Here is a 26,457-nt window from a genome sequence, read left to right as displayed (position 1 = left end):
TGTATTTTTTGTGCAAAAGTAAGGATTTCAAATTTAATTTTGGCCGTATTAGGATAATGCTTTCACATTAAAGTTGTTAAAGCCGCTCCCAATGGTTATCTCTACAACTTGTTGCTGCAACATCTCTAAAATAGCCAGGAAATTATAAACAAAATGCACTTTATTTTCTGAGTTTTTAAGCACGAGGGCAAAATCGATCTGTTTATTGATATCGAGCAAGTTGGCAATAAAGTGTTTTTGCTGTTCGATGGTATAGGGATATTGGACTACAGTATGTTTAACTTCTTCACTTCGCAGCTCATACTTCTGCATGGTCCGGTGATAAACGGTTAACAGCTTATACAGATCCAGTGATAAAAGCTCATCCTGATTTGTAGAAGAGGCGGCAGCCAATGTAAGATCATAGCCAATGTTACCCCTTTGGTTTTGCTTTAACCGCTCCTCTTCATAAACCTTCATTTCTTCTGCTGCAGATTTAAACTGCTTATAAGCGATCAGCCGTGCAATAAGGTCCTGCTCCGAGTTGATTTCGTTCCCAACCTCATCTACTTCAATCCTCGGCAATAACATTTTGGATTTAATCCGCATCAGGGTGGCAGCAACCAGAATAAATTCGCTGGCTACTTCTACATTTAAGGCAAGGAGTTGGTGAATGTAAGCCAAAAAGTCGTTCGTGATCTTCGAAATCTCCACATCCTGTATATTAAGTTCATCGCGTTCAATAAAGAACAGCAACAAATCGAAGGGACCTTCAAATACCGGAAGCTTTATTTCAAAATTTTCTGCCTGCATGTGGAGTAACAAACATAATGAAAATTTTCAGGCCTTTAAAGGCTAAACGGAATTCAAAAATGCTCCATAGCCATCACTAGCTGATCAATGCCAGCCCCTAACCGCTCAACACTAATCGCCATACCTATACAACTAAACCCCAGCCGCTTAACCCGCTACAACAAACTGGTATTTTTCTCTTCTATATTAAAACAAATTTACCTTACTTTGTATCTTGTTTTTTACCCTAAATTCCGAATGCAAGTAAAAGCTGGCCCCCTATTATCTAAAATTAACTATCCTGCTGATTTAAAGCAATATAGCGAAGCTGACTTAGTACAAATAAGCCAGGAATTACGACAATATATTATTGATGTAGTTAGTGTTAATGGTGGCCATTTTGGCGCCAGCTTAGGTGTGGTAGAATTAACCGTAGCCTTACACTATGCCTTAAATACCCCTTACGATAAGTTAGTTTGGGATGTGGGCCATCAGGCATATGGGCATAAGATTTTAACTGGCCGCCGGGATTTATTCCATACCAACCGTGTATATGGTGGCATTAGCGGTTTTCCAAAAATTTCCGAAAGTGAGTACGATACCTTTGGTGTTGGCCACTCTTCTACTTCCATCTCCGCAGCTTTAGGGATGGCGGTGGCTTCACAATTAAAAGGCGAAACCAATAGGCAGCACGTGGCCGTTATTGGTGATGGTGCCATGACAGCTGGCTTAGCTTTTGAAGGATTAAACCATGCAGGGATCGAAAACAGTAATGTACTGGTGATCCTGAATGACAATTGTATGTCTATCGATCCGAATGTGGGTGCGCTTAAAGAATATTTAACCAGCATCACCATTTCAAAATCTTATAATCGTTTTCGCGATGACATTTCTCATGTACTGGCGGGGCTTTCTAAGCTTGGCCCCAATGCACATAAGTATGTAAAAAAAATTGAAAAAAGCATCAAAGGAACTTTACTTAAACAAAGTAATTTATTTGAGGCTCTAAACTTCAGGTATTTTGGCCCTGTTGACGGTCATGATGTGACACGTTTAGCGCAAACCATAAAAGATTTATCTGCTATTCCAGGCCCTAAACTTTTGCATTGTATTACAGTAAAAGGAAAAGGCTTTGCTTTGGCAGAAAAAGACCAAACCAAATGGCATGCCCCGGGTCTATTCGATAAGATTACAGGCGAAATCAAAAAAAGCACTCCAGATAAGCCGCAACCACCAAAATATCAGGATGTTTTCGGACATACCATGGTAGAACTGGCTGAGGCTAACGATAAAATTGTAGGCATTACACCAGCAATGCCGTCGGGCTCGTCATTAAATATTATGATGAAAGCCATGCCAAAACGCGCATTCGATGTAGGTATTGCTGAACAACATGCGGTAACTTTCTCCGCTGGCCTGGCCACGCAAGGATTGGTTCCTTTTTGTAATATCTATTCAAGTTTCATGCAAAGGGCGTACGATCAGGTAATCCATGATGTAGCCATCCAGAAACTAAATGTAGTTTTCTGTCTGGACAGGGCTGGCCTGGCTGGTGCCGATGGCGCAACACACCATGGCGCTTACGATATCGCCTATATGCGCTGTATCCCAAATCTAATCATTTCTTCCCCTATGAATGAGGAAGAGCTTCGTAACCTGATGTTTACGGCTCAACAAGAAAATATAGGGCCTTTTGTAATCCGTTACCCACGCGGAAATGGGGTAATGCCCGATTGGAAGAGACCTTTTAAAGCGTTGAAAATTGGAGAAGGACGTAAAATTTGCGATGGTGAAGACGTAGCCATATTAACGATTGGCCACGTAGGTAATTTTGCTGTTGAAGCATGTACAGAATTAAATAGCGAGGGTTTTCATCCGGCACATTATGATTTACGTTTTGTAAAACCATTAGATGAAGCTTTATTAAATGAGGTATTTTCCAAATACAAAAATGTGATCACTGTTGAAGATGGTTCATTACCAGGAGGGGCAGGTGCTGCAGTATTGGAATTTATGGCCGACAATAACTATAATGCACAGGTAGTAAGACTTGGAATCCCTGATAAGTTTATCGACCACGGAGAGCAGCCGGAGCTTTGGGCAGAATGTGGCTACGATAAAAATGCAATTATTGAAGCGGTAAGAAAAGTTGCTATAAAAAGAACAACAGATAGTATGGCAGGGTAGTAAGCCCCATTATATTTTTATCATTCTGAGGATTAATTTATTGTATAAAACCGGCATAAATTACAGAAGAATTTAAATGGAATGAATCTCTTCTGCTAATTGCCATTGCGAAGAATCGCAACGATACAAATAAAGATCCCTTCCTACCATCAGGATGACATGTAAATTAACATGATAGCCTAGGTTAGTGAGATAACTGAAGCTTTAAATTTTATAGGATTTGCTAAAAATCGGTATATAAATTCCGGAATGAACTGCGTAAACCGAAAGTAATTAAACCTGTATTATTTTTACCCAAGCTATTACTTTCGCGCCTTAGTATACCCCCCAATTCTAAACGTAAATTATATTTCGGATTTACAACGTAAGCTACTCTTCCCTCTGCATAAAAAAGACTCGTATTTATACCCTGCGTGGTATAATTCCCCTCCTGCTTGATTGATGCAAGATAGGGCTCGAAAATATTTTTACCGTAATTTTGTCCTGCTTCATCTAATCCGTACCTGGCATACATCAACTCTCCTGTAAAATCAAAACGCTTATAGGAATAATTTAATAAACCAATAGCTTCTCTAAAGTTAGCACCTAGAGGATGTGCCAATGGCTCATTATAATTGGCATAATTACCAATTCTTGTTCTGGACGAATAAGTATAAGGCTTAGCTGTATTATACTCAAGCAGATAATTTAAGCCGGTAACTTTAAAAATGTCTGCTCCACGAATCCCCAGTTGCCAGCCATACTTATTTCTTACACTGCCTTTTGAAGAGAAAAATTCTTTAGCCTGAAACTCATCAAGAGAGAACTGACCATAAGCCACAACTTCTTTTGCAAATTTATATTTGGAAGTAAACCCTAATAAAGCATTATCCGGCGAACCACTTGAAGCTTCAACTGGCCTTAAGAAAATAATAGGATTAGCATATCCCCAGTCGAAACCTCTTTTGTTGCCAGCATTGTCTGTTTGTACCCAAACAATAGAATCAAAAAAACCAATAGATAGCTTATTATTAACATTCCAGTCTAAGTAATGAAAAACCCCGCCTTTTTTCCGGTTACCGGCATCATAAGATAATTTCTGCGCACCAGGATCCTGCATGGCAGCCCACATTACCATATATTGTACATTTCCTAAATTGCCCGTTAATTTTAGGAAGGGATACGGAGATGAAAAATCGGATAACAGCATAGAACGATAACCATCACCAATAAATGTTTTATCGTAACCAGCTGTAATATTTAAATATTTTATTGGGGTATAGGATAAAGTAGCCGTTACATACGACCAATCTTTGGTTATTTTTCCGGAACTCCGATCATAAGATTGGCCGGGTACTACATTTGTAGTGTTTACATAATTATCATAATAAGATGCAAAACGTCCTTGGTTTTCGTAACCACTAGTATAAAAAGAAAATTTCTTGCCTATAGTACCACCAATCTGATAACCGCGCGTGTTAAGAAAAGTATTTTTTTTACCAGAAGCATCCCTTCCTATCTGAAAATCGGGCAGAAAATCGGCATAAACAGTAAAATCTTCCATCTGCATATCAAACAGATGTTCGTTAAACAATTTACGTAACACCCAGGATTTGCGAACTGAATCTACCCCAACACTTAACAATAGTTTACTTTTATCCTGCAGTAAACTATCATCTATAAAAAAAGGTTTCATTGAACTGTGTAACCTCGTATCGGGATTATAAATTTCTGAACTTAATTTTTGATAAAACTGAAATGAATATGGCTGATAAACCGATTGGGCCTTTAATCCAAAAGTGGCAATAGTTAAGCTTAATAGGAGTAGAACTTTCTTCATACAGGGATAATTATATCCACAAAGAAACATAAATTATATCAATTGATGAATACAAGTAACCCAAATCCATTAGGAATGTATTTATGTTAACTCAAAGGAATAGCGTAAATAGGTTATTGTAGTAAAGCGTGCTTATACACGAGATGAAACAGCAAGCGAAATAACCATTTCCTAAATTAATTTAATAGGCGTTTTCTTCTCCCTTAGCCATATTAATTACGGTCATAAAGATGATTTTTACATCCAGCATTGCACTCCAATGTTCCAGGTACCAGATGTCGTGTTCTACACGTTTTACCATTTTGTAATCTTCTTTTGTTTCGCCTCTGTAACCGTTTACCTGTGCCCAACCCGTGATGCCTGGTTTTAAAAAATGGCGCACCATAAATTGATCTACAATGCCTTTATATTGTTCGGTATGACTCAGCATGTGTGGCCTGGGACCAACAACACTCATGTGTCCCATAAAAACGTTAAAGAACTGAGGTAACTCATCTAAACTCGATCTGCGTAAAAACCTACCAATAGAGGTAATACGATCATCATTTTTACTCGCCTGCTTTTTATTACTAAAGTCATTCATCTGCATGCTTCTAAATTTAAAGCACCAAAAAGGTTCATCATCCCGGCCGCTTCTTAACTGTTTAAATAACACAGGGCCTTTACTCTGGATTTTAATAAGAATGGCAATAATGGGATATAACCAGCTCAATACAAAAAGGATAACCAAACCACTAAATATCACATCAATTAAACGTTTTTTAAAACGATTATGAATTTTTTCAAGAGGCTCTGATCTTAATGAAATCACAGGAAATTCGTTACCTAAATAACTAACCGTATATGGAGATAATAATGCACCACTTATATCAGGAATAAATTTTAAACGAACACATTGCCTTTCTGCTTCCTCTGTCAGCAAAGCCATATCAGCCATGCGCTCTGGCGCAATGGTTACATAAATATCTTTAATCCCTTTATCTACAGCCATTTTGAACTGTCTTCCTACCACTTCAGAGATTTGCCCATCGCGGGTTAGATAATCTTCAGGCACATCGTTAATAAATCCACGGAATTCTATATAACGCTGCTTTTCAAAATAAGTAGCCAATTGCATTCCTGTAGCATTATTGCCCATAATTGCAACAGATTTAACACCACGTAAATGATTAAATAATAAAAATTGAAAAGAAGTACCAATAAAACGATTCACCAAAAACAAAATGGCTAGCATGCCATAAAAAATCACTAAGAACGATCTTGAAAAATCATTTTGCTTCGAAAAGAAAAGGTAAATAGAAAATAATACCGCATGCAACACCACACTTTTCCAGGTTCCGCGATAAATTCTTTCAATCCGCCTTGACCCATAATCTGAATACAAACTGAAAGCAGTAGTGCTCACAATCCAGATCAGGTTACACACAACAACATAATGCAACTGCAATTCAGAAGTTACCATTCTACCCATATAAGAAGTAAATTGATAAGCAAAAAAATACACAATGTTGACCATGATCAGGTCTGTTACAGGCAGAATGTATCTTAAAATGAATAAGTAACGTGTTTGCATAGGCTCTTGGGATGATTCCTTAACAAATTATTAAACAAAAATAACACATAAAAATTACATTATTTAATATATAAATTAATTCACTTTTGTTAAGAATTTCCTAATATAATATCATTCAAGATTATTCCCTTAAGAGAGTATTGATAAGAACAATTTTAGTCGATATAAGTATATAAGGAGTAGATTCAATTAATCAACAGTACACTAAACAGACTTCTTAAAATTTCCAATTGGGAAAGTTAATAATCCCTGGTTACAGATGGGAGTTGAAAATAAAAGCACTTAAATCATTAAATGATTTAAGTGCTTCAAAAAATTTATGAGATTTGCTTAACGATTATATGTCGTAAAATCCTTATGTTCTATTTTATCCAATGCTGTTTTTGGTAACGATTTAAAGTATTCATAAGTAATTTTTAATCCTTCAGCACGACCAATTTTAGGTATCCAACCTAAAATTTCAGTTGCTTTGGTAATATCTGGCCTGCGCTGCTTTGGATCATCCTGTGGCAGCTCCCTATACACAATTTTTTGATTGGTACCAGTAAGTTTAATAATCTCTTCGCAAAACTGTTTGATGGTAATCTCATCAGGATTGCCAATGTTTACCGGCTGGGCATAGTCGCTCATTAATAAACGGTAAATACCTTCAACCAGATCATCTACATAGCAAAAAGAGCGCGTTTGACTACCATCACCAAAAACAGTTAAATCTTCGCCTCTTAAAGCCTGGCCAATAAATGCAGGTAAAACACGCCCGTCATTGAGGCGCATTCTAGGCCCATAGGTGTTGAAGATTCTGACAATTCTGGTTTCTACCCCATGAAAAGTGTGATAAGCCATGGTTATGGCTTCCTGGAAACGTTTGGCTTCGTCGTAAACGCCACGAGGCCCCACAGGATTAACATTCCCCCAGTATTCTTCTGGCTGTGGGTTAACATTTGGGTCGCCATAAACTTCGGAAGTTGATGCGATCAACATCCTTGCATTTTTATTGCGCGCCAATCCCAATAGGTTATGTGTTCCCAATGAACCAACTTTAAGGGTTTGAATAGGAATTTTAAGATAATCGATTGGACTTGCCGGTGATGCAAAGTGCAGGATATAATCAAGTTTGCCAGGAATATGAACAAACTTAGAAACATCGTGGTTGTAGAATTCAAAGTTTTCTAAAGGAAAAAGATGTTCAATATTCGATAAATCTCCAGTGATGAGGTTATCCATACCGATCACATAATAGCCTTCTTTAACAAATCGGTCGCACAAATGCGAACCTAAAAAACCGGCAGCACCCGTAATCAAAATTTTCTTCATCCTCTTAATTTTCAACTAATTTACGCCCAATACTGTTATAATAATATCCCATATCAATCATTTTTTCCAAATCATATAAGTTTCTTCCGTCGAAAACAACTTTATTTTTTAATAAAGTATCAATTTTATCAAAATCAGGATTCCGGAAAACAGACCACTCTGTTGCAATTAACAGGGCATCAGCATTGTTTAAAGCGCTATATTGATCAGCTGCAAATTCGACTTTATCACCGATCATATTTTTTACGTTTTCCATTCCTTCCGGGTCAAAAACCGTTACCGTTGCACCTGCTTTTAACAGGGCATCGATAATATACAAAGCAGGAGCCTCACGCACATCGTCTGTTTCAGGCTTAAAAGCCAATCCCCAAAGCGCAAAGTGCTTGCCTTTAATATCGTTTTTATAATATTTTAAAACTTTATCAACTAAAATGGTTTTCTGTTTTTCATTGATTTCCATCACCGATTTTAAGATCTGGAAATCATAATTATTTTCATCTGCAGCTTTAACAAGCGCCTGTACATCTTTAGGGAAACATGAGCCCCCGTATCCAATCCCCGGAAATAAGAAACGTTTACCAATACGGTCGTCTGATCCTACTCCCCTTCTTACCGCATCAACATCTGCTCCTACAAGTTCACAAAGATTAGCTACCTCATTCATAAAAGTAATTTTGGTTGCCAGAAAAGAGTTTGCAGCATATTTGGTCAGTTCCGAAGAACGCTCATCCATAAATAAAATGGGATTCCCCTGCCGAACGTAAGGGCCATACAGATCAGTTAATACTTTTTTTGCTTTTTCACTCCTGGTGCCAATTACTACACGATCGGGCTTCATGAAATCTTCCACGGCAACGCCTTCTCTTAAGAATTCAGGATTGGAAACCACATCAACTTCAATATCGGTATTGGCAGTAAAAACAGCTTTAACTTTATCGGCAGTTCCTACCGGAACAGTCGATTTATTGATAATAATTTTATACTCGGTAACAAGTTTAGAGATATCTTTTGCTGCTCCTAAAATATAAGAAAGGTCTGCAGCACCATCGCCTCCCGGAGGCGTAGGTAAAGCCATAAAAATAACTTTCGCCTGTTTAATTGCCATAGCCAGATCCGTAGTAAAAATCAATCTGCCCTGGGCAATGTTGCGGTGAAACAATAGATCCAAGCCTGGTTCATAGATTGGAACCTCGCCATCCTGCATTTTTTTAACCTTGGCTTCGTTAATGTCTACACATATAACATCATTACCGGTTTCTGCCAAACATGTTCCGGTTACTAAACCAACGTACCCTGTACCTATTACAGCTATTTTCATTATTTATAATATTTAAATTGATTAACTTCTAAAACGATTTTAAGAAAGATTATTGATGAGGTCTTTTAATATGGCATCAATAGAAAGATTTTCCAGCGCATAAATATGCGATTTTTTGCGCATTTCAGAATCATCCATCATCAAGCCCTGTTCTATTTTTTGATATAATTCATCTACATTTTCGGGAGCAGCAATTAAGCCCATTTCATTTTCGGCAACAACCTTGTATAAGGAAGTATCCTTATTTGCAGTTACCAGTGCCAAACCACCCACAGCTAAAATAGTAGTGAGTTTAGATGGCATAACTAAATCACTTGCATCTTTCTTCTGAAGAATTAAATGAATATCTGCCATATTTAAAAAATCATTAAATACATTATTTTCCTGAAGCGGCAAAAAATCTACATGATGGAGATTCATTTGCCTTGCCAAATCCACCAGTTTAGGTTTATAGGCGCCCGTACCGCAGATCAGGAATTTAACATTTGGCCTGTCAATAAACTTTTTAGCAACAGCTAAAATCCCGTCCAATCCTTGTTTTTCGCCAATGTTGCCCGAATATAGAATAATTTTATTAGCTGCTTCATAACCCCATCGTAATTTTAGCGCTGCCTTATTGGCAACCGGATAGTAATTTTTAAGGTCTACCCAGTTTGGAAATTCTATTATATGTCTTTCTGCTTTTTGTCTGATTTTAAATATCATTCCTTCAGAAATACTGCTTACATGATCCACTTTTTTAATAATAAATCTTTCGATTTTGATTAGTACAGAAAGCAAGATTTTTGATTTAATCAGACCTAATTCTTTAGCCGCATCCACTTGCAGGTCCTGTATGTGGTATAATATTTTTGAGCCTTTGAAAAAACGGTAAAACAAACTCACTAACCCTAAATGAAATGGTGGTGCAACCGTAATTACCACATCGAATTTTGGAAGGAATAAAAGTTTAATAAAAACAAAAAAAGATGAGATCAAAAAACTTGCATCATGCAGCATTCTTTTTAAACTTGTTGGCTTTGCTGGCACATATAAAGGGCATCGGTAAACTTTAACACCATCAATTATTTCACTATGCCATAATTTGCCTTTATATTTTGCATTAATCTGCCATTGTGGATAATAGGGTACTGCGGTAACTACTGAAACATTGTGGCCCTGCCCCGCTAACCATTTCCCCATCTCACCGCTATACTTCCCTATACCGGTTAAATCAGGGCTGTAATTAATGCCATATATTAATATCCTCATTTAAAAATCTATTAGATCTAATTTTTGGCCTCTTGTGCTTCTCTGATTTTACAATAAATTTCGTTGAAGTAGGCCATTTTTAGCATCGCAAATGATAACCCTCTTTTTCCATCTAAGAAGCCTCCCATCAAGATAAAACTACCTAAAAAATAAACCGGGCCAATAAATACACTACGCATAAGCCTGTATTTCAGTTTTTGTTTAAATGTCCAGCTCTTTCTTAAATCCTGCTGATCTGCAGATTTTAGATATCTCGAAGCCTCCCAATTTGCATATTCGTTATGCTTTTTTAAATAATGACTTATTCCTCTAAAATCCTGATGATCAATTTTAGCCTTAATCTCACCAACTGGCCCGGATAATATCGGATGCTCATGAATTTCCATATCCAGTTGGCTCCAGTGCTCTTCATCAATTCTTTCATATAAGCCTGCGCCAACCTTAAATAAGGCGAGCTTTTTTAATGGATACCCTCCCCGTAGGTTTTTACCCATAAAAAAAATGGTATAATTTAACCAATAGCCAGCCATATTACTTTGCGAAGTTAAAACCCGGCGCAATTCTTCCTTAAATGATGGGGTGATATATTCATCTGCATCTAAAAAGAGAACCCATTCTGTTGCCGGGGCATAATTCATCAAATACCAGTTGCGTTTTTTAGGAAATTTCCCATCCCATTTGAAGTCGATTACTTCTATATTGTTGGCTTTAGCTATAGATAACGTTTCATCAGTACTGCCCGAATCAATAATTACGATTTTTTGCGCCAGCTCTTTACCAATTGCCTGTAAGCATCCAGATAAATTCCTTTCTTCGTTTTTAACCGGAATAACAATAGTAAGATCTAGCTTAGGTGATAACATTTTAAGATTTAATTGAGGAGTGAAATACTCTTTCTTTAATTGGTTTACAAGGATGACCGGAACAAACAGTCCAGGCAGGCATATTTTTAGTTACCACCGATCTGGCACCAATTACTGCTCCTTCTGATATAGTTATGCCGGGATGTACAAAAACTTCTGCAGCCACCCATACCTGATCGCCAATCACAATGGGCATGGCAATAAGTGGAAATCCTGGTAAGGTATAATCGTGTGTGCCTGCACAAAGGTGTGCACCTTGAGAAATAACGGCTCTTTTGCCAATGGTAATTTTACCCTGACTATACAAATTTACACCACTGGCAATGCCACATTCATCACCTAATTCAATATTCCAGGGTGCCCAAATGATTACTCCAGGATATACGTGTACACCCTTTCCTATTTTGGCACCAAAACATTTCAACAGAAAAACACGCCATTGGTGAAATGGCTTTGGACTTAATTTAAACAAAAATAAAGCTACAATTCCCCATACCAACCTTGCTAACCTATTTTTCATGGAAAAAGATGGGCCAGTTACTGTATCCGTATTATGCATAATTTAAATTTAGCGCTTTCTCCAGGTTTATTGTGGCAATAAAGCAGAAAAATAAACTTGAAATGATTTATTGCACAAAGAAACCATTTTTTCTTTATCATTTGAAGGCAAAGTCAAGCAAGTGTATAAAATATCCAGGATTTTCATACTCATTGTTTCGAACTCAAAACTTCCTGGTAAAGCTGAAAATATTGGTTAGCAATAAGATCAGGGTTGAAACGCAATTTATTCACTCTTCCTTTTTCTATTAATGCTTCACGATAATTATCGTCATTAATAACCTTCAAAATTCCATTTCGTATGTCTTCAATACTAAACGGATCAACTAAACAAGCTGCTTCATTTGCAACCTCGGGCATTGATGATAAATTACTGGTAACCACAACTCTTTCAACAGCATTGGCTTCAACTATTGGCATTCCAAATCCTTCAAAAGTAGAAACAAAAGTTAAAATATCGCATTCGTGATACTTTTCTAAAAGCCTTTCGTTTGAGACATTATATTCATTACTGTAATCAACATTAAATTTGCTTAAAGCCTCCAGGTATTCGGGGTTAAGCTTACCAACAATTGTTAAATGACATTCGATATTATTTAACGATTCTATTAACCTAAGTAAATTCTTATTGTGACCTGTACCGATGTGTAAGATTACTGGCTTGGTTTTATTGAATTGTTTAGACACTGGCTGAAAAACAGGGGCGATTGCAACCGGTATAACTCTTATTTTATCAGGATTGCAACCAGTATAGCCAACAATTTCAGCTTTTGTGGCCTCAGAAATAGAAGTTACGACTTTAGCCCTTTTTACCGGGCCTGTAAGATAAAGCCATTTTACAATTATTTTGGCTAATCCTGTTTTTCTCGGCATCATGCCGCAGTCTAAAACGGTTAGTACCACGCGCTTTTTACGCATTAATAAATTAAGAAAATGAATTTCGCCAGTAACATGGTTAATATCATTCCCCTGTCTAAACGCTGCTTCTATTATATTAATAAACTTGGTATAATATCCATCATTATAACATTTTGAGATAAATACCCTGGCATCAATCTTATCTATCAGCCTTTTCCTTATATCTTCAAAGATATATTCCAGGCTAAAACTAAATCCGTTTCTTGGTTTTCTTTGGAAAAAGTTAATTTGTATTTTTTTATTTACCATTTTCGATTTCTTCATTAATTAAAATCGTTAATACATCATAGAAAGACATCTCGTATTCCCAACCCAATTTTGCTTTAGCTTTTGTATTATCACCATAAATATCAATTATTTCTGTTGGGCGGAAATACTTTTCATTAATCACCAAACGATCAAGTGATATATTTAAATAGTTAAATACATATTCAATAATTGACCTCAGGGAAACAGAGTGGTTTGAGCAGATCAAATAATCGTCGGCATGAGGCTGTTGTAACATCAGGTACATAGCCTCTACATATTTAGGTGCCCATCCAAAGTCTCTTTTAATATCAATGTTACCTACCTCTAAAGTTTCTGCTTCACCATTTTTGATTCTAATCGCTTGTAAAATTACCTTCTTGATAAAAAAATTATCACTTCTTAAATAAGATTCGTGGTTGAATAAGAAGCCACTGCAGCTAAAAAGTCCGTAAGAATCCCGGTAATTCTTGGTTATCCAATGCGCAGAAGCCTTTGATATGCTATAAGGACTAATTGGATTTATACCAGAAGTTTCTTTTATTGGTAGTTTTGCTTCACCGAAAACTTCGCTACTAGAGGCCTGATAAAACCTACATTCGGGATTAAGCATTCTAATGGCTTCGAGTAGATTTAAAACAGATAAGATATTAAATTGGATCGTACCAATAGGCTGCCTAAATGACAAAGAAACAGAGCTTTGTGCCGCCAAATTATAAATTTCATTGGGGTTATATTCTTTAATTATAGACATAACCTGTGATAAATCTGCAAGATCGCATTCTAGCAGCTCCACTTTATCTTTTAATTTTAAATATTCAAGCCCCTTAAAATTAATGTGAGAGTAACTCCTTATCAGGCCAATCACCCTGTAACCTTTACCGTGAAGCAGTTGGGCTAAATATGCACCATCCTGACCAGTTATTCCTGTAATAATTGCAACTTTAGTCATATACACACTCAGAAAAAACCTTTTTTATACTCATTAAACAAAATCCAGGCGAAATAAATAATACATTAACTAGCTTGCACTCCTATTAGCTTTGATAATTGTACCAGTATGCGCGCATAGCTGTAATTTTCAACGATATCTGATGAATGGCATTTAATCCCGGCATTTACCTCTGCAATTACCAGTTTTAATTTCGCTGCGAGATCGTTTATATTTCTGGTTTCAAAGGTATAGCCATTTTTGCCATTAACAACTAAATCTTCTGAACATCCTGTTAAATCTGAAATAATTAAAGGCATATTAAAATTCATAGCCTCATTAACCGAAAGCCCCCAGTTTTCTCCTAAAGCCGAACACATTACAAATACATCTCCTATAGAATAATAATCTACGATTTCAGATTGATTTATAAATCCGGTTAAAACAACGTTTTTCAGTTCCAGCTCTGCTATCCTTTTTTCCATAGCAGGCCTTAACGCTCCCTCACCTATCATAACCAACCATGTGTGCGCATCGTTTAAAAGGGAAAACGAATTAATAAGGTCCAGTGGCAGTTTCTTATCAATATATTTGCCCGAAAACAAAATTACCCTATCGTTTTCGGGAATCTGCAACTTCTGTTTAAAAGATTTCCCACTTTTTTCGATTTGTAATTTAGATTGAACAAACCGATCATTATCAACAGCATACGGGCAAAACAAGAGTTTATGATCCTTAATCCCATAACTTTTATAAAAAAGCCTGTTCTGTTCCCCGATATATAAAAACCAATTAATACGAGGGAACAGGAAATACTTATAGAAAAAAAATTTAATCTTTTGTTTTACACCCTTTTTTAATTTTTCCTGTTTCAAAGGAACATCACATCTGATACAGATTTCGTGTCCTTTCAGCCCGCCAATCAGTAACACCAGAAAATGAGTAAAATAATGCCACCCATGAACAACGATAATTGATTTAGGAATTTGAAATAATTCTTTAATAAGCCCCAGGTTAATTAAACCAAAAAATCCTTTTTTATGAGAAGGTTTCCATGAATGATTTTTAAAAAATTTATGCTCGTAACCCTCTAATAATGGTATATCCCATTTAATCCTGGTGCCAAATTCAATGTCCAGACCGCCTTTAATCGATTCATCAGATTCATACCAGGCTTTTGTTTTTACCCCATGATCATTCATATACTTGTACATAGGCGCAAAGTATTGTATGGGATGGGAGTTTATGAAAATAATATCTTTCAAACTATTTGTGATTTATTTTTTAAATATAGCTGCCGATCTAAGTTTTTGATTGTTATCATAGAGCCAACTGCCATCCACCACCAGATAGATAGTGGAGCCTGCAAAGCTAAGGTACCAATTATCCCATTAATGATAATATATGCCAATAAAAAGGATGCAGCAGAAAAGTAATTCACCATATGCATTCTTTTCCATATTTTATATGCCATGTAGATAATATAAAGCCTAAAGCTATACCAGATTAAGGCTAGATATAACCCTCCTTCCCAGAATGTTGTAGATAAATCTGTTTCAGTCCACATTTTTAAGCGGACCTGGTAAGCATATTCACTTATTTTCTCCGCGCCATTACTCATTACACCGATACCATTACCAAGAATAACACTACCAAGATCCTGTTCCCAGAACCAGGTCGTCCAATCGGTAAAAGTAGATAAAACCCTTCCCTCAAGTTCTTCAGAATGGCTTTGGTTATCTGATCCGGAGGAACGTCGCTCGTATGCAGCAAAATATTCAGGCTTAACAACCCGCAGGGCTGCAATGCCTATTATTAAACAAGATGCAAAAACAATTCCTTTACTCAACATCCATTTCTGGCGTTTAAAGCCTAACAAAATAAAGCCCAGAACAAGACAACTAGTTACCCCTAAAACGGCAGTTCTACCACCCGTAATAAATGCCCCCACAATTAAACATAATGTTAACAACACATTAATTGGAATCTTTAACCGATTAAACAAAGAGGGATTATTTTTTTCTTGAGGAGAAATAAAAAAATGAATCATCAGAAAAGCAGCCTCAACATTTAGAAAATAAGAATACTGCCCGGTAAAAGAGAATGTGGAACCAACTCTTAAAAATCCCGCAGCAGAAAAGGCTTCGAGTGATGTCCCTCCAACTGATAGATTTAACCAATGAGTAGCAGGTAGAGAATTTTGCAAAACCGCTACAAAAGTTGTTGGAATTAATAATAAAACAAAAAAATTCACAAACTTCTTAAATTCAAATCCGTTATCTTTTGTAAAGCCCGCCACGGTGAGCAGTGCAACTATGACGTATAGTAAGTACTGCTTAGCACCAAAACAGGTTATTAAAAGTCCGTGAAAGGATGTAATAATAAATAACGGAACAAATAGAAAAAAAACAAACAACCAAACATTTTTTAAATTTTTACCTGCTTTATCAAACTTTCTACTCAGAAAAATGTATAAGCCAATTAAGCAAATAACATCTTTAATAAAAAACACAGGTGTACTTAGAAAAGGAGGTAAAACCTTTCTTAGTAAACCTTCAAACACAAGCATTATCACTAAGGCATAAATTAAATACCTAAAGGCTATACCTAACTTCAGAAATCTATCTTGAGTTCTTTTTTTCATTAAATATAGTGGTTAATGTATTTACCAAATTGCCAGTAGTTACATCCCATCCGGGTAAATCCTTAGATTTAAATTTAGCCGCCTGTTTCATTGATGTTAAAAGTTCTTCATTATCTGCAAGGAGTTGCATCTTGGAAAGAATGGCTTTATCGTTGCAAATTGGCACAATAAAACCTTCGCATCCATCACTAATAATATCGCTGGCTCCAGTATTAGTGGTAGCAATAATAGGAAGACCGGATGCAATTGCTTCGCCAAGTACCAATGCTAAACCTTCTTCTATTGAGGGTAAGCAAAATACATCAGCATTATGGTATGCATCTTCAAGATCATTTCCTTTTAAAACGCCACGAAAAACAATGTCTGAGGATAAAGAAAGATCAGCAATTCCTGTATCATGATTAGTTGGGCCAACAATAACCAATTGTTTATTTGGATGTTTAAGATCATTAAAAGCACTTATCAAATATCTTAATCCTTTCCTCACCGATATACTTCCAACAAATAAAACGGTAAATTTGGTGTTATCTTTAGCAACCTGATGATTACTGGCCTGAAATTTATTGAAGCCGTAAGGTATTTTAAGTAGTTTCTCTTTAGCAAACCCCATCTGAATAAAGCTGCTTCTTACGAATTCTGATGGCATTAAAATAAAGTCAGCTTCCTGATACTCCTTAATTCTTCTTTCTTTTTCTTTTTGGTATGATGGTTTCCATACCAGGCCAAGCTTCTCATATTCTTTTTTAAGTATATCCTCCTGAAAGGAAATATGAGAATTTACAGCTTCTACTATCGTAATTACTCCATTTTTTTTTGCATAGGCACAACTCGAAAGTCCGCTTCCGTTATAAAATAAAAAAATGTCGCAGTCTTTTACATATTTTTTGCAGGCAAGGTCTTGTTCAATTTTGGCCCAATATGCAATTTTCCGACATAAAAAATCAGGTAATTTAAATTTTAAGCATGCAATATATATGGTTTGTAGAAAATCTGCTCTTCGTATTTTCGGAGCCAATTCTGCTTGTTTAGCCCTTGGGCTAAACCTCGAAAACCCACTAACGAAACGATAAAGAATATTTGCCTTTAATAATCCTAGTGCGTATATATAATGATGACTCTTATTGGGAGCAGTGTAAACAACTTTCATAATTTTATTTATCCAACTAACCAGGCCCTGTTTGCGGCCAAAAAACTACATGGATTATATTCTAATTTTTCGGTTCTCTTTTTCGTAAGTACCTGAGCTGGATTCCCTGCCACAATCTCATAATCGCCAACATTTTTACTTACAACGGCACCTGCTCCAACAACAGCCCCTCGGCCTATACGAACTCCCGGTAAAATTATCGAATTGGTACAAATCCATGCGTAATCCTCAATAATAATTGGTGATTTTACATGTTTCCATTCAGGATCTTTTAAATCGTGAGACGCAGTTAAAAATAATACGCCATCATTTACACAAACATTTTCGCCAATTACAATTTGATCGTGAAGTGCAAATTCTACCTGACCGATAAATGTGTATGCACCAATTTTAAGATTTTTTTTGTTTCCACCGGCCTTTACCTGCCCAATTTCAGCTCTTTCATCAATACAGGCCCCTTTTTTTACCAGGCGGGATCTCCTCCTATTTCTTCTTATTAATTCAGGCAGCGTTTGAAAACGCTTAGCCCATGCCTTAATATGTGCATAAGATGCGAATGGAAATACCGCTCTATTTTTAAACAAATAACTAAAACCTGCCATATTAGATTATATTAATGCCTCGCAAATCATTTAAGTACATTTGAGTAACAGCTGCTATTCCGAAGGAATGTGTTCGGTTCCTATCTTCCGTATGAGCGAAGTTATCAAAATAATCATTACAAGAGACCATTTCGCTGGGAATCGGGACATTATCAGTACCTCTTACTTCCCACTTTCTTGACATATCCAGAATAATTAACCCGTGCTCACGCATGGCTGCAACAGAGCCACTTTTTTCTGCCAATAATAGTGGGGTAGTAGAAATACCCACAACCGACTGGCTTAATATTTCCGAAATGGTACCTAAAGACTGTTCTCCAAGTACAACAACTTCTATACCTGAATTACGAACCAAGGGCAGCCACTGATTTAACTCACCACCATTTCTACCAATAAATACAAGTTTCAAATCATATTTAAATTTCTCCTTTATCCGGGCATTCAAATTAATTAAATCTCCAATACCGGCTCCCGGGTGTATCCCCCCAAAAACAACGAATTGACGTTGATTACGATGAGGAGTAACGGCAGTTACCGGTATATTGCCAAAAAGGGGCAGATAGTTAGATTTTACACCAATATTGGCTAATTTTGACTGATATAGCCTGGTATGTGTATGCGTAATTACAGGATTAAGTATTGTTACCATCCTTTTGATAATGAATTTCTGGATTTTACCCCAAATATTCATTTTAAAAGTAGCACCTTTATCCATACCCACCCATAACTCATGAAACATGATGTGCCAGGGAATATTATTGCTTATTTTCTTTAAACTTTTTGCTAAAGAAAAAGGTAAACCTTTATGATTAAATGAAAACACAACATATTGAAGGCTTATCACATCTGGTTTTTCCTCCCTGATAAATTGAGCAGCCAAATCTAATTTCAAGTTCATTTCTTCACTTTTCGCTAATCTTAATGCAGGTATAGCTTGCCCTTCACTATTTAGTACCGTTTTAAAATTGGTATCCACATAAGGATCATTTAATGAAATAATACTTACATCATAACCTAAAATTGATAATGAAGCACATAATCTGGCTGTATAATCTCCCACACCGTCTTTTCCCTTTTCAATTGAACCACAAATAAATAATATTTTCATTATCCTGATTGAGTGGTTAAATGATTTTCTCTGTGTCCAATGTTTTTTGCGGGTACACCTCCCCAAATTTCGTATGCTCCTATCGGTTTATTTACAACTGCACCTGCAGCAACAATAGCACCATCACCAATTTCAACACCTTTTAGTATAATTACATTTGCGCCTATCCAAACATCATTTCCGATTATAATTGGCTTTTCTATACTGGGTTGTAACCGCATTAAAGTATCAGTCTTCATTCCGTGGTCATGATCTATAAACCTGGAACCAGAGGCAATCAGGCAATTATCTCCGATTACAATTTTTTTACTGATATTAAATTCACAATTAGTTCCAACAAAAACGTTATTGCCTAATATTATCGACTTACCCGTTCTCCATATCCCATCAAACTTAAAATAAATGCTTTTTTCGAGTGTGCATGAGTTTCCGATTGAAATTTGGTTAGGCCAGGTAAACAAGATTTTTGAAATACGGCAAGCAGTTCCAATTTCCATCCCATATAAACGAAACAGTTTAATGCGGAAGAAATTGAAGAAAGCATCAAAAATCCTAAATCTTAAAAAGAAAATTCCTTTATCATAAATACCTTTCATAAATTCTGTTAATTTTTGCTGCTATATCGGTCTTTAAGTTTAAAAAATGGCTTCTCTATTAAGTAGTAAGAAAGATTTGCACAGATTAAAATAATTAAAATTACAACTAAAAGAGGCAGTCGGTGCAAATACTCGCGATTGGAAGTAAACAACTGTTGCCATAAATAGATGCTATAAGATAACGTACCTATATAGTTAAGCAATCTGGTATTCAAAAATTTAAACCATAAATTTCTTTGCGATATAGATATCATAACGATTACCGCGATAAATAAATTTGTAAAAAGGCCAATACTACCAAACAAACTGTATGCTATTGCAGTAACAGTAATAAGTAATTTAGAATGATCATAGGTACACAGGTGGTAAAAATAATTATAGATCAAAACAGAAAAGCAAAGTGCTACCGGAACAAGATATTTAACCCATTTGTACTTAAAAATCCATTCAATTATTTTGTCATGATTTAGTGCAAAAAAACATCCTATCAACAATGCATCACTTGTTACAAAAATGGTATTTGTCATTAATGGTTGTGGATAAGCAAAGAACAAAAACCTACTTAAGGCTCCTAAAACAATGAGTACGGGCAATACTTTTTTAATATTCTTACCTAAGAAAATAAATAGAAAGGGAAAAATAAGGTAAAATATTTCTTCAACGGATAAAGACCAAAGATGGCCAGTTTCATATCTCGCACTTGGAAAAAATTGCTTCATATAAGTTAACACCCCAATCCATTCTAAAGAGGTGATGTCAAAATATTTAAACAGGGTAAGCAAATAGTATACAAACATTAAAAAATAGTAAGCAGGAAAAATTCGCAAAGTTCTCCTGATATAAAACCCTTTTAATGAGATAGATCCTTTCTTTTCTTTTTCTTTGATTAATAGTGTAGTAATCAGGTACCCACTTATAATAAAGAAGACATTTACCCCCAAAGGCCCGTTACCAATCATCATACCTGCGTATCTGAATAAAGCGTTATGAGGCAGGAAATTATGCTGTGAAAAATGGCAAAGTAATACCATCATGATGCTTATAGCCCTTAATCCATTAAGACTGGGAATCATTTTTTTATATATTTCTTGTGCCATTTAGGTTAAATTATTAGAGCGTAATACCTGATTTAGTTGATTTTCGAATGCTTTCCAGTTTAATTGCTGAACACGTTTTTTTCCATTGATGGTTAACTTTTCAATTAATAAATCATTATTAATTAAGTGATCTAAACTATTATATAAATTTTCAGCATTAGGTTGATCCAACACTATAGCTTCTACTCCATCAATAAGATCATAAGCAATTCCGGTTGCTCCGGTTATTACAGCGCAGCCACAAAACATTGCCTCTGCAACAGTTAACCCAAAGCTTTCACAAACTGATGGATGAATAAATATAAGTGATTGATTATAATGTACAATTAAATCTTTTTTATGATCAACAAAGGGTATTAATTCTATATTTTGAAGCACATCTTCAGGAAATACTTCATCAACTTTAAATCCATAACCAGCACCTATAATCCTGAATTTAAACTGGTTGTATTTTCTTAAAATTTTCGGCATGGCCTGAATCATGGCATCAATGCCTTTTCGATCAATCCATGAACCACAAAATGTAATTATCTTCTCTCTTGTAACACTGGGTTCCACCTCAAAGAAAAGATCGGGCAGTGCCGGCTCAATGTAAAATACTTTTTTAGCAGGTACGTTTAGTGATTTTTTAGCAAAATCGGCATCGTATCTCGAAACGGTTAAAATTGCATCTACATTTAAATAACAGTATTGAAATAAAAAGCCGGTATTGAAATGATACCATTTCTTTTCTGTATGCTTTAAATAAGATTTAAATTCCTTTATTTTTTTTTCAACGTGAATTTCCAATCCATTAGAGTGCAGGATAATGGCTGCCTTTAATTTTAAAAAAGACTTAATAAGGTATAGTGCAAGGTAACTTTCGCCCCCATACAAAAATATACTATCATACTGTTTAAGCTTCTTTCTGTTTTTAACTACCCATATGCCCATGCCAAGGGCCATTCTGTATAGATTAGCAGTACCACTTAATTTTGGTAAAATGATCAGGTCTTCTGGCGGAACCATATCAACCTTATGCCCAAGGGCCGATAAAGATTTAGCTGTGTTTACAATCACATAGCCAGATCCCTGAGATTCAACTAAGGGACAATTACTAAGGAATAAAATCTTCATTTAATGGAATAGTCTTTTATACATTGATGTATGTTTTAAATCATTTCTTCTTTCTTTTTTGAATTTTGCCGGTACGCCATAATAGATCCCATAAGGAAGTGTATCTTTTGTTAGCAAAGAAGCACCGCCTAAAACAGAACCATAATGCATTTTTACATTTTTGAAAATTTTTGCTCCATATCCAATAAATACATAATCTTCAATAACGACCTTATCTTTTCGGGCTATGCACATCTCGTCTCCAAAATCATGATCTGCTGTAACAATACTTACCTGTGCAGAAATAGAAACGTTGCTGCCAATGTAAATACCGCCCCGGTTATCCATGTGGCAATATTGGTTTACTGTACTATTTGAACCCATCGAAAAAAAGCCTGAAGTATCAAATCTGCAACCTAAATGAATGCTGGCATTTTTACCTATCTTAAATTTCATAACGTATTTATAGTAAAACAACCTGATGCCATGCGAAGGAATAAAAGCGATTATAAAATTGCAAATCCAGAGTTTGAGGTCCGAAAAAAAAGACTTTAATATTTCCATTAGTAAAAGAATTTTCTTGCTTTTATTAAAAATTTATAATTGTCAAAATTTTCTGCTGAATATCATTTAATAAAAACAATTTCTCTATTAAGGCCTTCGCATACACTGATTTTTCTTTACCGTTTAAGATTAATTCCTTATTGATTCAATCATATCGTCTTTCTGATATTAATATTTTTTCAAACAGCTGCTTTGCATTTGTAGAACTGGTTTCCTTACAAAAATCATATGCTGTTACCGGCCCTAACCTAAATATCACAAAATGATTAACCAATTTTTTTTTTTGTTCGGACACAATTGGAACCAGCCTGCCTTCTCCTGCAAAAACAGAACATGGCTATCTCCAATGCATTAAATTTTATTTTTTTTATTCTTTTTCAACAGACCATGTTTTAAAGAAACCAAAAACAAAATGTATCATTAATTCCGAAACAGCTATAAAAATGTTTAATTTAAGTACCCCTGAAATTTTCGTTAAATCAAAAATAAATATCCCGGAAATAATTAGTAAAACACTTAATGTGATTGCATAAACAGGGTTAATAACCCATCCTTTGCTGGTGTAAAGTGCTATTGCCAGCCCCATTAAAACATTCGCACTATAACCAATCATAACATATACCAGTTCTTTTTCCAAATTTGCATACTGGTCTCCTAACACCCATAATAACTGGGAAGCAAATAACATGACAATAAAAGTTATTCCGGATAAAATGACAAGCATAGCTGCCAAAATAAACAAATATCGTTTAAGCAAAGCCTTACCAGACTCTTTGGTTCTTGCAAACCTGGGTACAATCAGGATCGAAAACATAGTTGATATCACTCCAAGAAGCATCGATAATCTCCCTAAAGCCCCAACTTCTGCAATATTAGCTGTATTTCCGAAAATAGAAATCAACCACACCGTTAACTGGCTGGCAAGGCAATAGTAAATTGCGCCAGGCAATATTCTTTTAACAATCTTAAAAATCTCTTTTTGAACCCCTGGGTCAATTTCATTGCTGGTTTCGGTGAATTTACCTGCAATCTTCCTCAATTTTATATTGCCCAAAATTCTTGGTATACCTGCAGCCCAGATGGCTATAAATGTAAAAGGGAATAAAAATACAGTTAGCGCGCTGATTGTTAAACGAAGTACGCTTACTTTAATTTGATTTTCTTGAAGGGGTCTGATATCCTGGTGCAATTTTGGAATGATCTCCAGTAATGAATCAGATAAGGTTGAATAAAAAGACGGTATTAAAGCCATAACGATTAATACTGTAGTTAAAATACTTGCCCCATGATGTAATAGCAAATAGACCAAAATAGGAACTGCAATACTTAAGCTGAAAAACGCAAACTTTTTTCTCAGTTGCAAACCTGTTGACAAAACAATTCCAAGCTTTTTTTTATCCTCCCATACCTTTCCTCCAAGTGCCAATACACCTGTAGAAATACCTCCATCTGATAATAATGACATTGTTCCAAGCATCGTATTGGCTAATGTATAAAGCGCATATTCCTTAGTAGGTAATAGCCTGATGATCAACAAACCACAAAGCAAACTAGTAAGTTGTACTATTGCCTGCGCTCCACCAGTTATAGAAATTAATTTTATCCACTTTAAAAGATTACTATCTTTAGCATCCGACATTGAATTGAATTAAATACTTATTTATTCGTATTGATTTTTAACGTGGTAGCCATGGCCTTTCAATATTGATTCTTTTTTGAAAAGCTCAACATCAGCTGCTACCATTTCTTTTACCAGTGCTGCAAGATCATATTTTGGTTCCCACCCCAGCTTGGTTTTAGATTTGGTTGGATCGCCAATTAACAAATCTACTTCGGTAGGGCGGAAATAAGCAGGATCAACCGCCACTACTTCCGTACCTTCAACAATTTGATAGTCCGGATTTGAACAAGAAACTACATATCCCTTTTCTTCTGCTCCATCTCCTTTAAATTCTACAACAATTCCTACTTCAGCAAAAGCCAAACGTACAAATTCTCTTACGCGTGTAGTTACTCCGGTTGCAATCACGAAATCTTCAGCAGTATCTTGTTGTAGTATTCTCCACATGGCCTCAACATAATCCTTTGCATGCCCCCAATCACGTTCGGCATCTAAATTGCCTAAGAACAGTTTACTCTGCATACCCTGGGCTATCTTAGCTACTGCACGGGTAATTTTACGTGTTACAAAGGTTTCACCACGCAACGGGCTTTCATGGTTAAATAATATACCATTACAAGCAAACATTCCATAAGCTTCACGGTAATTTACTGTAATCCAATAGGCATACATTTTTGCTACGGCATAAGGTGAGCGGGGGTAAAATGGAGTGGTTTCTGATTGAGGTACTGCTTGCACCAAACCATATAATTCGGAAGTACTGGCCTGATAAATTTTTGTTTTTTTAGTTAAACCCAGTATACGGATTGCTTCTAATAACCTTAAAGTACCAATACCATCTGCGTTGGCCGTGTATTCAGGGGTATCAAAACTGACCTTAACATGACTCATGGCCCCAAGATTATAAATTTCATCTGGTTGAACTTCCTGAATAATGCGAATCAGGTTTGTACTGTCACTTAAATCACCATAATGAAGCTTAAACCTAACATCTTTTTCATGAGGGTCCTGATATAAATGATCAATTCTATCTGTGTTAAATAAAGAACTACGGCGTTTAATCCCGTGAACGGTATATCCTTTTTCTAATAAAAGTTCTGCAAGGTAGGCACCATCCTGTCCTGTGATACCTGTAACTAATGCTACTTTAGCCATTTTGTTAATGTTTTTTTTAAAAAAATTAATATTAATTCTGTAGCAACAATTTACTCTTAGTGCGTAATTTTTTGCTTACAAAAGAAGAAAATTTATGTGAGGGTTTTTCGATAATCAGGTAAAAAACGTATGCGAAAACAAGTGAGCAGATTAAAATTGGCACTTGCATATTATTTAAATCACCTATTTTATAATAAATAAAAAAACCTATAATTGCAGGATGAATGATGTATAAAGAGTAGCTCCATTTCCCCCCCTTCTCTAACAATGAAGAAGGATTTACATGCTCAAAATACATAATCTCATAAGCTAACCACATCGTGCCTGGAATAGCAAAAATATTTAACATATAACAATTACTCGCAAATACAGTTTGCGCATGAAACTTAATTATGTTTAAAAGCAAAGCACCTATTACCATGCAAAACCGAAGTACCCAAATTTTAGTGACAGTAGGAGTTGTAAAGCGATAATAATTCTCCGAAAGCCAACAACCCAGTAACCAACAAGGCAAACCTATTACCCATGTAAAAATCCCCATTGCGGGATAACCATTAGATCTTGCGATTAGTAAACCTGGATTTAAAAGCAAAGTAGTAAAACAAATAATATAGGCACCTATAACGATATACTGCCATTTTATTCTTTTTCTGATATAAAATAAAATGGGGAAAATTAAATAATAAATTACCTCACATATTATACTCCAAAAAACACCATAATCCGGAAATTCCCCTAATGAATTAAACTTATAACAGATAATTGCGGCAATTATTGCCGGTATGCCGATCCTTAATAATCTTCGGGAGTAATAAGGTAACAAATCGATTTTTTTTTCTTGCTGATAAGGATAATTTATACAAAACCCGCTAATAATAAAGAATACAATTACAGCAGCGGGACCATTGAAGGTTAGCGAAAAAAATTTAATCAAATTTAGCAACAAACCATCAATATTTGGGTTTTTCATTAAATTAGGAATAAACGGGATCCCGAAATGCCCTAAAAGCACATAAATTGCGCAAATAAACCTAATAGAATCCAGGCCCTTTATTCTTTTCATTAGTATTTGTATGTAG

23 protein-coding genes are annotated in these 26,457 nt (G+C 35.6%); 1 reads left to right on the top strand and 22 read right to left on the bottom strand.

Going from position 1 to position 26,457, the window contains the following annotated elements:
* Positions 1-48: 48 nt before the first annotated feature.
* Complete coding sequence (locus tag KYH19_RS22355; protein WP_132395381.1) at positions 49-792, bottom strand: ScpA family protein; 744 nt, start codon at positions 790-792, stop codon at positions 49-51.
* A 237-nt stretch (positions 793-1,029) separates the two neighbouring features.
* Between KYH19_RS22355 and dxs the strand changes: the two genes are divergently transcribed.
* Complete coding sequence (gene dxs / locus KYH19_RS22350; protein WP_219076851.1) at positions 1,030-2,958, top strand: 1-deoxy-D-xylulose-5-phosphate synthase; 1,929 nt, start codon at positions 1,030-1,032, stop codon at positions 2,956-2,958.
* 223 nt (positions 2,959-3,181) lie between these two features.
* Here dxs and KYH19_RS22345 read toward each other — a convergent pair whose 3' ends face one another.
* The 21 genes from KYH19_RS22345 to KYH19_RS22245 form a co-directional block, all read right to left on the bottom strand.
* Positions 3,182-4,777 (bottom strand): gliding motility protein RemB, encoded by a 1,596-nt coding sequence (locus KYH19_RS22345; RefSeq protein ID WP_219076850.1) that lies wholly within the window; start codon positions 4,775-4,777, stop codon positions 3,182-3,184.
* A gap of 181 nt (positions 4,778-4,958) precedes the next feature.
* Positions 4,959-6,350, bottom strand: coding sequence for an undecaprenyl-phosphate glucose phosphotransferase (locus KYH19_RS22340; protein WP_219076849.1), 1,392 nt, complete (start codon positions 6,348-6,350; stop codon positions 4,959-4,961).
* A 330-nt stretch (positions 6,351-6,680) separates the two neighbouring features.
* Positions 6,681-7,664 (bottom strand): UDP-glucuronic acid decarboxylase family protein, encoded by a 984-nt coding sequence (locus KYH19_RS22335; protein ID WP_219076848.1) that lies wholly within the window; start codon positions 7,662-7,664, stop codon positions 6,681-6,683.
* A gap of 4 nt (positions 7,665-7,668) precedes the next feature.
* Positions 7,669-8,982: a UDP-glucose/GDP-mannose dehydrogenase family protein gene (locus tag KYH19_RS22330; RefSeq protein WP_219076847.1), complete on the bottom strand. Its 1,314-nt coding sequence runs from the start codon at positions 8,980-8,982 to the stop codon at positions 7,669-7,671.
* A gap of 39 nt (positions 8,983-9,021) precedes the next feature.
* Positions 9,022-10,233: a WcaI family glycosyltransferase gene (locus tag KYH19_RS22325; protein WP_219076846.1), complete on the bottom strand. Its 1,212-nt coding sequence runs from the start codon at positions 10,231-10,233 to the stop codon at positions 9,022-9,024.
* Between the two features lie 17 nt (positions 10,234-10,250).
* The gene (locus KYH19_RS22320) at positions 10,251-11,096 is read right to left on the bottom strand and encodes a glycosyltransferase family 2 protein (RefSeq protein WP_219076845.1); all 846 of its coding nucleotides are present in this window, start codon (positions 11,094-11,096) and stop codon (positions 10,251-10,253) included.
* Between the two features lies 1 nt (position 11,097).
* Positions 11,098-11,616, bottom strand: coding sequence for a WcaF family extracellular polysaccharide biosynthesis acetyltransferase (locus KYH19_RS22315; RefSeq protein ID WP_255562495.1), 519 nt, complete (start codon positions 11,614-11,616; stop codon positions 11,098-11,100).
* Between the two features lie 188 nt (positions 11,617-11,804).
* On the bottom strand, positions 11,805-12,836 hold the full coding sequence (locus KYH19_RS22310) for a glycosyltransferase family 1 protein (RefSeq protein WP_219076844.1): 1,032 nt from the start codon (positions 12,834-12,836) through the stop codon (positions 11,805-11,807).
* Entirely contained in the window at positions 12,811-13,770 is a 960-nt protein-coding gene (locus KYH19_RS22305) for a GDP-mannose 4,6-dehydratase (protein ID WP_219076843.1), read from the bottom strand. Before KYH19_RS22305 ends, KYH19_RS22310 begins: the two co-directional genes overlap by 26 nt.
* Before the next feature lie 65 nt (positions 13,771-13,835).
* Positions 13,836-14,963, bottom strand: a complete 1,128-nt coding sequence (locus KYH19_RS22300; RefSeq protein WP_219076842.1) for a glycosyltransferase family 4 protein — start codon at positions 14,961-14,963, stop codon at positions 13,836-13,838.
* A 47-nt stretch (positions 14,964-15,010) separates the two neighbouring features.
* On the bottom strand, positions 15,011-16,393 hold the full coding sequence (locus tag KYH19_RS22295; RefSeq protein WP_219076841.1) for a hypothetical protein: 1,383 nt from the start codon (positions 16,391-16,393) through the stop codon (positions 15,011-15,013).
* Positions 16,371-17,540, bottom strand: a complete 1,170-nt coding sequence (locus tag KYH19_RS22290; RefSeq protein WP_219076840.1) for a glycosyltransferase family 4 protein — start codon at positions 17,538-17,540, stop codon at positions 16,371-16,373. Before KYH19_RS22290 ends, KYH19_RS22295 begins: the two co-directional genes overlap by 23 nt.
* Positions 17,541-17,548: 8 nt before the next feature.
* The gene (locus tag KYH19_RS22285) at positions 17,549-18,142 is read right to left on the bottom strand and encodes an acyltransferase (protein ID WP_219076839.1); all 594 of its coding nucleotides are present in this window, start codon (positions 18,140-18,142) and stop codon (positions 17,549-17,551) included.
* A gap of 1 nt (position 18,143) precedes the next feature.
* The gene (locus KYH19_RS22280) at positions 18,144-19,250 is read right to left on the bottom strand and encodes a glycosyltransferase (RefSeq protein ID WP_219076838.1); all 1,107 of its coding nucleotides are present in this window, start codon (positions 19,248-19,250) and stop codon (positions 18,144-18,146) included.
* On the bottom strand, positions 19,250-19,846 hold the full coding sequence (locus tag KYH19_RS22275; RefSeq protein ID WP_219076837.1) for an acyltransferase: 597 nt from the start codon (positions 19,844-19,846) through the stop codon (positions 19,250-19,252). Before KYH19_RS22275 ends, KYH19_RS22280 begins: the two co-directional genes overlap by 1 nt.
* An 8-nt stretch (positions 19,847-19,854) precedes the next feature.
* Complete coding sequence (locus KYH19_RS22270) at positions 19,855-20,943, bottom strand: acyltransferase (protein WP_219076836.1); 1,089 nt, start codon at positions 20,941-20,943, stop codon at positions 19,855-19,857.
* Positions 20,944-22,059: a glycosyltransferase family 4 protein gene (locus KYH19_RS22265; RefSeq protein WP_219076835.1), complete on the bottom strand. Its 1,116-nt coding sequence runs from the start codon at positions 22,057-22,059 to the stop codon at positions 20,944-20,946.
* Positions 22,060-22,494 carry an acyltransferase gene (locus KYH19_RS22260; protein ID WP_219076834.1) on the bottom strand — a complete coding sequence of 145 codons (435 nt, stop codon included), beginning with the start codon at positions 22,492-22,494 and terminating at the stop codon, positions 22,060-22,062.
* Between the two features lie 475 nt (positions 22,495-22,969).
* Complete coding sequence (locus KYH19_RS22255; RefSeq protein ID WP_219076833.1) at positions 22,970-24,241, bottom strand: polysaccharide biosynthesis protein; 1,272 nt, start codon at positions 24,239-24,241, stop codon at positions 22,970-22,972.
* 21 nt (positions 24,242-24,262) lie between these two features.
* Entirely contained in the window at positions 24,263-25,378 is a 1,116-nt protein-coding gene (gmd, locus tag KYH19_RS22250) for a GDP-mannose 4,6-dehydratase (protein ID WP_219076832.1), read from the bottom strand.
* 31 nt (positions 25,379-25,409) lie between these two features.
* A complete protein-coding gene (locus tag KYH19_RS22245; protein WP_219076831.1) occupies positions 25,410-26,441 on the bottom strand; it encodes an acyltransferase in 1,032 nt (343 codons plus the stop codon).
* Positions 26,442-26,457: the final 16 nt, after the last annotated feature.

It is taken from the genome of Pedobacter sp. D749, from assembly GCF_019317285.1.
Classification (GTDB): domain Bacteria; phylum Bacteroidota; class Bacteroidia; order Sphingobacteriales; family Sphingobacteriaceae; genus Pedobacter.
The sequence above is the reverse complement of the archived record's forward strand: the minus strand, read 5'-3'. Positions and strand labels throughout refer to the sequence as shown.

What these genes read in the sequence shown, in the direction of transcription:
- dxs (WP_219076851.1), top strand. Translation starts at nt 1,030, where the DNA reads ATGCAAGTAAAAGCTGGCCCCCTATTATCTAAAATTAACTATCCTGCT.
- gmd (WP_219076832.1), bottom strand. Translation starts at nt 25,378, where the DNA reads ATGGCTAAAGTAGCATTAGTTACAGGTATCACAGGACAGGATGGTGCC.
- KYH19_RS22255 (WP_219076833.1), bottom strand. Translation starts at nt 24,241, where the DNA reads ATGTCGGATGCTAAAGATAGTAATCTTTTAAAGTGGATAAAATTAATT.
- KYH19_RS22290 (WP_219076840.1), bottom strand. Translation starts at nt 17,540, where the DNA reads ATGAAAGTTGTTTACACTGCTCCCAATAAGAGTCATCATTATATATAC.
- KYH19_RS22245 (WP_219076831.1), bottom strand. Translation starts at nt 26,441, where the DNA reads ATGAAAAGAATAAAGGGCCTGGATTCTATTAGGTTTATTTGCGCAATT.
- KYH19_RS22280 (WP_219076838.1), bottom strand. Translation starts at nt 19,250, where the DNA reads ATGAAAATATTATTTATTTGTGGTTCAATTGAAAAGGGAAAAGACGGT.
- KYH19_RS22345 (WP_219076850.1), bottom strand. Translation starts at nt 4,777, where the DNA reads ATGAAGAAAGTTCTACTCCTATTAAGCTTAACTATTGCCACTTTTGGA.
- KYH19_RS22270 (WP_219076836.1), bottom strand. Translation starts at nt 20,943, where the DNA reads ATGGCACAAGAAATATATAAAAAAATGATTCCCAGTCTTAATGGATTA.
- KYH19_RS22275 (WP_219076837.1), bottom strand. Translation starts at nt 19,846, where the DNA reads ATGAAAGGTATTTATGATAAAGGAATTTTCTTTTTAAGATTTAGGATT.
- KYH19_RS22325 (WP_219076846.1), bottom strand. Translation starts at nt 10,233, where the DNA reads ATGAGGATATTAATATATGGCATTAATTACAGCCCTGATTTAACCGGT.
- KYH19_RS22305 (WP_219076843.1), bottom strand. Translation starts at nt 13,770, where the DNA reads ATGACTAAAGTTGCAATTATTACAGGAATAACTGGTCAGGATGGTGCA.
- KYH19_RS22320 (WP_219076845.1), bottom strand. Translation starts at nt 11,096, where the DNA reads ATGTTATCACCTAAGCTAGATCTTACTATTGTTATTCCGGTTAAAAAC.
- KYH19_RS22335 (WP_219076848.1), bottom strand. Translation starts at nt 7,664, where the DNA reads ATGAAGAAAATTTTGATTACGGGTGCTGCCGGTTTTTTAGGTTCGCAT.
- KYH19_RS22285 (WP_219076839.1), bottom strand. Translation starts at nt 18,142, where the DNA reads ATGGCAGGTTTTAGTTATTTGTTTAAAAATAGAGCGGTATTTCCATTC.
- KYH19_RS22265 (WP_219076835.1), bottom strand. Translation starts at nt 22,059, where the DNA reads ATGAAGATTTTATTCCTTAGTAATTGTCCCTTAGTTGAATCTCAGGGA.
- KYH19_RS22310 (WP_219076844.1), bottom strand. Translation starts at nt 12,836, where the DNA reads ATGAAGAAATCGAAAATGGTAAATAAAAAAATACAAATTAACTTTTTC.
- KYH19_RS22300 (WP_219076842.1), bottom strand. Translation starts at nt 14,963, where the DNA reads ATGTACAAGTATATGAATGATCATGGGGTAAAAACAAAAGCCTGGTAT.
- KYH19_RS22355 (WP_132395381.1), bottom strand. Translation starts at nt 792, where the DNA reads ATGCAGGCAGAAAATTTTGAAATAAAGCTTCCGGTATTTGAAGGTCCC.
- KYH19_RS22330 (WP_219076847.1), bottom strand. Translation starts at nt 8,982, where the DNA reads ATGAAAATAGCTGTAATAGGTACAGGGTACGTTGGTTTAGTAACCGGA.
- KYH19_RS22295 (WP_219076841.1), bottom strand. Translation starts at nt 16,393, where the DNA reads ATGAAAAAAAGAACTCAAGATAGATTTCTGAAGTTAGGTATAGCCTTT.
- KYH19_RS22340 (WP_219076849.1), bottom strand. Translation starts at nt 6,350, where the DNA reads ATGCAAACACGTTACTTATTCATTTTAAGATACATTCTGCCTGTAACA.
- KYH19_RS22315 (WP_255562495.1), bottom strand. Translation starts at nt 11,616, where the DNA reads ATGAAAAATAGGTTAGCAAGGTTGGTATGGGGAATTGTAGCTTTATTT.
- KYH19_RS22260 (WP_219076834.1), bottom strand. Translation starts at nt 22,494, where the DNA reads ATGAAATTTAAGATAGGTAAAAATGCCAGCATTCATTTAGGTTGCAGA.